Origin of the sequence: Catellatospora sp. NPDC049133 (assembly GCF_040648455.1) — a bacterium.
In the GTDB taxonomy this organism is placed as follows: Bacteria; Actinomycetota; Actinomycetes; order Mycobacteriales; family Micromonosporaceae; genus Catellatospora; species Catellatospora aurea.
The window spans coordinates 167,826-175,490 of sequence record NZ_JBEZDT010000019.1 but is presented as its reverse complement, the minus strand read 5'-3'; the positions used below and the strand labels follow the sequence as shown (position 1 = coordinate 175,490).

Sequence of the window (7,665 nt, the reverse complement as noted above, 5' to 3'; positions counted from 1 at the left end):
CTCGCCTACGTCGTCCTGTCCATGATCCCCGCCCTCGGCTTCTACGCCGTCGCCGAACGCCAACTCATCGGCGGCCTCGCCGGCAGCATCAAGGGCTGACCCCAACCTGCCCGCCACGGGCGCGGTCGTGCGGCGCAGCAGCTCGATCGGGCTGCTGCGCCGGGCCTTCGCCGCCGCACGCTCACCGAAGACGAAAGGGCGACCCGCCGTGGACGACAACCGGAAAGTGACCATCGCGGTGATCGCGCGCCTGGCCGGAGTGTCCGTGCCGACGGTCTCGCGCGTCATCAACGGCCGCTCCGACGTCTCCCCGCAGACCCGCGAACGCGTCGAGGAACTGCTCACCCGCCACGGCTACCGCCGCCGCCCGCCGAGCATGCGGGCCAGCTCCGGACTGGTCGACCTCGTCTTCAACGACCTCGACAGCCCCTGGGCCGTCGAGATCATCCGCGGCGTCGAGGACGTCGCCCACGCCGCCGGCATCGGCACCGTGGTGTCCGCCATCCACCGGCGCACCTCGGCGGCCAAGCAGTGGTTGGAGAACCTGCGCACCCGTTCCACCGAGGGCGTCATCTTCGTGACGTCCACGTTGGAGCCGCCGCTGCAGGCCGAGCTGCGCCGCCTCAACATCCCCGTCGTCATCGTGGACCCCGCGGGCGTGCCCCCGCAGGAGGCTCCGACCATCGGCGCGACCAACTGGGCCGGCGCACTGCGCGCCACCGAGTACCTCATCGGCCTCGGCCACACCCGCATCGGTTTCATCGCCGGCCCGCCGCAGCTGATGTGCAGCCGCGCTCGCATCGACGGCTACCGGGCCGCACTCGAGGCCGCCGGCATCACCTTCGACGACAAGCTCGTCTACCTCGGCAACTTCTACCACGAGGCCGGTTTCTCCGGCGGCAGCCAGCTGCTGCGGCTGCCCGACCCGCCGACCGCCATCTTCGCCTCCAGCGACCAGATGGCCCTGGGCGTCTACGAGGCCATCCGCCGCCGCGGCCTGCGCGTGGCCGACGACATCAGCGTCGTCGGCTTCGACGACCTGCCCGAGGTGCGGTGGTGCTCACCGCCGCTGACCACGGTCCGCCAGCCGCTGGCCGAGATGGGCCTGCTGGCCGCGCGCACCGTGCTGCGCCTGGCCCAGGGGGAGAAGGTCGAGAGTCCGCGCCTGGAGCTGGCCACCGAGCTGGTGGTACGCGACAGCGCCGCAGCCCCGCGGCGCTGACCGACGTCGTGTGGTGCGGCGTGCCGCCCGGAGCCGCCGCACCACGCGTCCTCAGCGCCTGATCCCCATGACAAAATCTTGACCGGTAACAAGTATCGGTAGTCGCGCGAAACTTTCATGGCTACGCTGAGCCCAGGCTGCCGGCGTCCCGACCGGCGGCCGCCGCGGCGGCACCCCCTGCCGTCGCGCCGGGCCTGAGGAGCTGTCTGTGGCTGAGAAAGATACGCGCAAGGTCACCATCGCCGTGATCGCCGATCTGGCCGGGGTGTCGGTGCCCACGGTCTCGCGCGTGCTCAACGGCCGCTCCGATGTGGCCGTGCAGACCCGCGAACGGGTCGAGGAACTGCTCACCCGGCACGGCTACCGCCGCCGCCCGTCGGCCGCCCGCACCAGTTCCGGCCTGCTGGACCTGGTCTTCCCCGATCTCGACAGCCCCTGGGCCGTCGAGATCATCCGTGGCGTGGAGGACGTGGCGCACGCCGCCGGCGTCGGCACCGTGGTGTCGGCCATCCACCGGCGCAACGCCTCGGCCAAGCAGTGGCTCGACGGCGTACGCAGCCGGGCGACCGAGGGCGTCATCTTCGTGACGTCGATGGTGGAGCCGCCGCTGCAGGCCGAGCTGCGCCGGCTCAACATCCCGGTAGTGCTCGTCGACGCCGACGGCATCCCGCAGCAGGACGCGCCCACCGTCGGCGCGACCAACTGGGCCGGCGGCCTGGCCGCGACCGAGTACCTGATCCGGCTGGGCCACCGGCGCATCGGGTTCATCACCGGCCTGCCCCAGCTGATGTGCAGCCGGGCCCGGATGGACGGCTACCGCGCCGCGATGGAGTCGGCCGGGCTGCCGATCGACGACGGCCTCGTCTATCAGGGCGACTTCTACCACGAGTCCGGCTTCGCGGGCGGCACGCACCTGCTGCGGCTGCCGGACCCGCCGACGGCGATCTTCGCCTCCTGCGACCAGATGGCGCTCGGCGTGTACGAGGCCGTACGCCAGCAGGGACTGCGGGTCGGCGACGACGTCAGTGTGGTCGGCTTCGACGACCTGCCCGAGGTGCGCTGGTCGTCGCCGCCGATGACGACGGTCCGCCAGCCGCTGGCCGAGATGGGCATGGTCGCCGCCCGCACCGTGCTGCGCCTGGCCAGGGGCGAGCACGTGGAGAGCCCGCGGATGGAGCTGGCCACCGAACTCGTCGTGCGTGACAGCGCCGCACCGCCGCGCGTTCGATAGGAATGCACCGATAGTTTCCGGAATTTGTTGACTCGTTCTCGGTCGGCCGCTCAGTATGGTGATCGCATCAATCGATGTGTGTCCAGCTCTCGAAGCCGCACGACCACCGCTGACGGGTGCGGCCCGGTTTCGGGACGCACATCGCAGTGGGCTGCCCCCCGCCCGGACGGCGGCCCACCCTCCCTTTCCGCTGCGCCGGATCCCCGGCCACCAGTGGGGTGGGGCCGGGGCGGGAGCCCGTGACCGAGGCCCGGTCGCGGGCTCCCGTCACCCGGGCGGCGGCGGTCCCGATCAGGCCGCCGCCGCTGCCGGGCGCACCGGCTCGTAGCGCACGTGGGTCACCAGGCCGGTGTGCCGGACCCCGACCTGCACCAGGTCGGTGCGCTCGACTCCGGCGAACAGCCGCTCGCCGCGCCCGAGCAGCACCGGCGCGATGTGCAGCCGCAGCTCGTCGATCAGACCGGCGGCCAGGAACTGGTTGACCGTCGCGGCCCCGCCCGCGATCGCGACGTTGCGGTCGCCCGCGGCGGCCCGTGCCCGGACCAGGGCATCGGCGATGCCGCCGGTCACGAAGTGGAACTCGGTGCCGCCCGCCATCTTCGCCGGCTCGCGCTCGTGGTGGGTGAGCACGAACACCGGCGCGTGGTACGGCGGCTCGTCGCCCCACCAGCCGGTCCAGTCGAGATCCCAGTCGCCGCGGCCGGGACCGAACATGTTGCGGCCCATGATGAACGCCCCCGCGTCGAGCACGTCGGCCAGCTCGGCGGCGTTGTTCTCCGGCTCGTCGAACATCCAGCGGTGCAGGCTCTCACCGACTCCGTCGCCGAAGGGCGCGTCAGCGCGCTGGTTCGGGCCCGCGGTGAAGCCGTCCACCGACATCGCCATGTCACAGGTGACCTTGCTCATCGTGCGCTCCTCGTCTGTCGCGGGGCGGCCGCCCCGTCTGACCATAGGTCGGAGAGGCGCGACGTTTCTCGACACGCTCGCGGGAATCATTTCCGCGCGCATCGGGGTCCCATGATCGTCCGACTTGCCAGGCACCTGTGCGTATCTTGACCTCGCATTCGCCCGTGTGCCTGGCAAATCGAGCGACCTTGGTGCGGGTCGCGCCCTGCTTGAGCGGCGGGTGCTGCGGGTGGGTCGCCGGCTCAGCGGGCGGCGGTGCTTCCCTCGTTCCGGGCCGTGATGGGGGCGGGCACGGCGGTCGGCACGGCAGCCGGCTCGGTGAAACGCGCCGGATCGTCGAGCGCGCCGTCGTCGAGCAGTCCCAGGAACGCGTCCAGGACCACGGGATCGAATCGGGTGCCGCGCCCCCGGGCCAGCTCGTCGCGGCCGTCCGGCGGCGACGCCCCGGGCGGGATCGGGTCGTCGCCGCGCAGGACGGCCCAGGCGTCGCACACGGCGATGATCCGTGCCCCGACCGGGATGTCCGAGCCGGCCAGGCCGTACGGGTAGCCGGTGCCGTCGTGGCGCTCGTGATGGGCGGCGACCAGTTGCGCCAGGTCCGAGCGTCCCGCCAGCTCGACGAGCAGGCGCGCGCCCTGCGCCGGATGGCCGAGGTCCTCGGCCCGGCCGGGGCCGCGCGGCTCGTCGGGCAAGCGTCCGGCCAGGCTGGTGATCCGGCCGATGTCGTGCACCCGGGCGGCGGCCGCGGTGCGGCGCTGATCGGCCTCGTCCAGCCCGAGCCGCGAGGCGGTCCGAAACGCCCAGCGCGACACCGCGGCGGCGCATTGCCGGTCGCCGAGCGCCCGGTCGATCCGGTCGGCCAACCACACCAGCGCCGGGGGCAGGTCGGTGATCGGGTCCGCGGCGCTCGCCGAGGCCTGCCCGGAGCCGACGACGCGGTCTCGGCCGAGCGCCTTGGCCCGGTATACGGCCTGGTCGGCCTCGTCGATGAGGGCGTCCGTGTCGATCCGTCCGCGCTCGGGCTCGTCGGTGGCGACCCCGAGCGAGGCGGTGAGCGTCACCGGCTCGGGCACCCCGGCGACGGCCGTCGGGGTGCTGCGCAGGGTCTGCCGCAGCCGCTCGGCCAGCTCGTACGCGGCCGGGGCGGGGGTGCCCGGCAGCAGGCAGACGAACTCCTCCCCGCCGTAGCGGCACAGCAGGTCGCTGCCGCGCACCTCGCGGCGCAGCCGCTGGGCGACGTCGGCCAGGACGGCGTCGCCGACAGTGTGGCCGTAGGTGTCGTTGATGTCCTTGAAGTGGTCGAGGTCGATGAGGATCAGGCTGAGCGGCAGGCGGCGGCGCTCGGCGCGGTCGGCCTCGACGTCGATCATCTCCTTGAAGAAGCGCCGGTTGTAGAGGCCGGTGAGCTGGTCGGTGATCGCGGCGGTGCGCAGCCCCTGGGTGAGCCGGGCCCGGTCCCGGGTGGCGACCACCTGGCGTACCAGCAGCCCCAGCAGCAACACCATGGTGACCACGAGCGTCACCAGGCTGAGCCGCCCGACCAGGACGAGGTCGGCGACGGCGAGGCCGCCGACCGCGAGCACGGCCACCACGGCCGGCAGGAACGCCAGGTCCGGCTCGAAGGCCCGGGGCTGATCGCCCTCCGCTCGGCGGCCGGCCACGACGGCAGCCACGCAGAGCAGCACGGCTTCGATCTGCCAGCCGAGGTTCACCCAGCTGGAGCTCTGGTACTTGTCGACGGCGGTCAGGTAGGCGTATGCGCCGTCGGTGACGGCGGCCAGGCCGAACGCGCAGCCCACGATGATGATCGAGCGGGGCACCTGGCGCACGCCGCTCAGCATGACGGCCACCAGGATGCTGACGATGCTCACCGAGAACACCGGATAGAGGAACGTGACCAGGGCGGGCACGCTCCAGCTGCTCGGCACGAGCGGGCTGATCAGCGTCTGCCAGCCGATCGCCGCCGCGCCGGCGGCCACCAGCAGGGCGTCGAGCAGCCCCTGGGTCCGGCCGAGCACGCCCAGGCCCAGGCCGATCACAATCGCAGGCAGCGCCACGGCGTAGGAGAGCAGGTATGCGGCGTCGGCGAACGACGGCACGGGCGCGCCCTCGGGCGACAGGTAGGAGTAGACGGCCCAGGTGGACTCGCCGATGAGCCACAGCGAGTTCGACACGATCAGCAGCCGCCACGCGGTGCCGACGCGTTGGCGGGTGCGGCTGGCGGCGAACACGGCCAGCGCCGTGGCGGCCGCGATCGGCACCAGATAGATCACCTCGCCGACCAGGCGGGAGGCGGCGGGGGAGTCGCGGGTCGTCCGCAGCAGGATCGCGTACAGCACCACCCAGGCGATGCCGGCGAGCACGACGCCCATCACGGCCCGGTCGCGTCCGGCCGTCCGGGTCTCGAGTGCGCCCTCGTCTACCGCCGTGACGAGCCTCCCGGTGGTGAGAAAACTACCCTCTGTCCAAGTCTGGCACAGTGCCCGGGTCGCGGGGCCGGTCGCCGAGGTTCGCCCGACACGGGACGGGGCCGCCGGGCGGTCACCCGGCGGCCCCGTCCTGGCCCGGTCAGGGCTGCGCGGTCAGCCGGAACGACTGCGCGCCGGTGCCGTTGCAGGTGTACTGCACCAACTGGACGCTGTCGGCCGTCGACGCCGCGGGGACGTCGAGGCACTTGCCGCTGTGCCGGGACACGAAGTGGTAGTACCCGCCGCCCTCGGACACGGGCAGCCACTGCTGGTTGTTGCCCCCGCCGTAGGTCCACAGGTGGATCAGCGCGTTGTCGGCGCCGGACACCCCGTTGACGTCGAGCACCTGGGCGGAGTTGTTGCGGTTGTTGATCCGCACGTAGCCGCCGCTGGTCGGCTGGAACAGGTACTGCTGGGCGAACGTGTTGTTGCAGGTGTACTGCTGGATGGCGGTGCCGTTCGCGGTGCCCGAGGAGCGGGCGTCGACGCACTTGTTGCTGGTTTTGTTGATCACGCTGTACCAGGTCGTCGACGAGATCGGGCCGCTCGGCGGGGGGCCGCCCGCGCCGAACGGGCTCAGGACGATGCTCGCCGAGCGCGGGTCGCCGTCGTGCACCAGCGACTCGAACGCGCCGACGTCGTCGAAGGCGAACGCGTACGCCTTGCCGTCGGCCATGTTCGCATGAATGATCTTGGCGTACTGGTTGGTGGGGCTGTTCTGGTAGAACTGGGCCGCGTTGGTGCTGGGCTGGGTGTCGATCGTGCCCAGCGTGCCGCGGTTGAGCGCGGCGCACAGCGTACGCGCGATCGGGCCGACGACCAGGTCGTTGGGCGCCTGCAGGTTGCCGTCGCAGCCCCACACGTGGGCGCTGGTCGGCTTGTTGAACGAGGCCACCTGCTGGCCCGCGGAGTTGGTGAAGTTCATGACGTTGCCGCTGGTCCGCCCGAAATAGCGGGTGTTGGGCTGGTCGGTGAACGGCACCACGGTCAGTGTCTTGGACGCGTACGCGTTCCAGGCCGAGTTGATGTAGCCGTCGAGGTAGGTGGCGCTGAACAGCCCGGCCCCGGCCGCCTTGCCCGGGGCGAGCACGCGCAGCACGGTGCCGTCCGACGGGCGGGTGTAGACGGTGTTCGCCCAGCCCGACTGCGCCCGGATCTGGTTGATGACGTTGTCGCGCCCGTTGGAGACGACGTCGCCGGTGCGCCTGGTCGCCCCGGACGCGCCGGTAACCGTCACCGCATGCGGCACTGAGAACATGTCGACCTGGGAACTGTTGATCCACAGGCCGGCGTCGTTGTAGGTGAACTCGCTCCAGTCGAACAGGATGTTGTAGTTGGCGTCGCCCGACGCCCAGGGCGCGGGCTGGACCAGCCCGTCGGGGGTGAGGAAGAACTTGAGCTTCTCGCCGAAGGAGAAGTAGGCCCGACCGGAGAAGCCGCGCGGGAAGCGGATCGTGCTGCTGCCGCCGTTGCCGGGACCGGCGATCGACACGTCGGGGGCCGGTGACGGCGGGATCTGCCCGCCGGTCCACGGCGTGAACGCGCCCGCGGCGTTGACGTAGCCGAGCCGCCCGGTGCTGAGCTGCACACCGATGACGTACAGGTAGACCGCGTCGCCGCGGCCGGTGTTGTTGGTGACGGTGACGGGGAGCGGGTCGGGTCCGATCGCCTGGGCGGGCGAGGCGGTCGCGGCGACGGCCAGCGGGACTGCCAGCGCGGTCGCGGCGAGCGCGCCGAGGACCTTTCGTCTGGTACGCATGTCGCGGAACCTCACATTCTCGATGAGGTGGACGGATCCCGCAGCGGGCGACTGCGAGAGCGCTCTCCAGGCCTCGTCG

Annotated in this window: 5 protein-coding genes; 2 read left to right on the top strand and 3 right to left on the bottom strand. The window is 72.0% G+C overall.

Going from position 1 to position 7,665, the window contains the following annotated elements; genetic code table 11:
• Window positions 1-238 precede the first annotated feature (238 nt).
• Window positions 239-1,222: a LacI family DNA-binding transcriptional regulator gene (locus AB0B35_RS22645; RefSeq protein ID WP_361048612.1), complete on the top strand. Its 984-nt coding sequence runs from the start codon at window positions 239-241 to the stop codon at window positions 1,220-1,222.
• A gap of 208 nt (window positions 1,223-1,430) precedes the next feature.
• Entirely contained in the window at window positions 1,431-2,453 is a 1,023-nt protein-coding gene (locus AB0B35_RS22640) for a LacI family DNA-binding transcriptional regulator (RefSeq protein WP_361048590.1), read from the top strand.
• A 291-nt stretch (window positions 2,454-2,744) separates the two neighbouring features.
• On the opposite strand, the gene AB0B35_RS22635 is transcribed toward AB0B35_RS22640, so the two are convergent.
• The 3 genes from AB0B35_RS22635 to AB0B35_RS22625 all read right to left on the bottom strand — a co-directional run bounded on the left by AB0B35_RS22635 (window position 2,745) and on the right by AB0B35_RS22625 (window position 7,586).
• Complete coding sequence (locus tag AB0B35_RS22635) at window positions 2,745-3,359, bottom strand: dihydrofolate reductase family protein (RefSeq protein ID WP_361048588.1); 615 nt, start codon at window positions 3,357-3,359, stop codon at window positions 2,745-2,747.
• Between the two features lie 242 nt (window positions 3,360-3,601).
• Window positions 3,602-5,731 (bottom strand): diguanylate cyclase, encoded by a 2,130-nt coding sequence (locus AB0B35_RS22630; protein WP_360531870.1) that lies wholly within the window; start codon window positions 5,729-5,731, stop codon window positions 3,602-3,604.
• A 196-nt stretch (window positions 5,732-5,927) separates the two neighbouring features.
• Window positions 5,928-7,586: a beta-1,3-glucanase family protein gene (locus tag AB0B35_RS22625; RefSeq protein ID WP_361048586.1), complete on the bottom strand. Its 1,659-nt coding sequence runs from the start codon at window positions 7,584-7,586 to the stop codon at window positions 5,928-5,930.
• Between the last annotated feature and the right edge of the window lie 79 nt (window positions 7,587-7,665).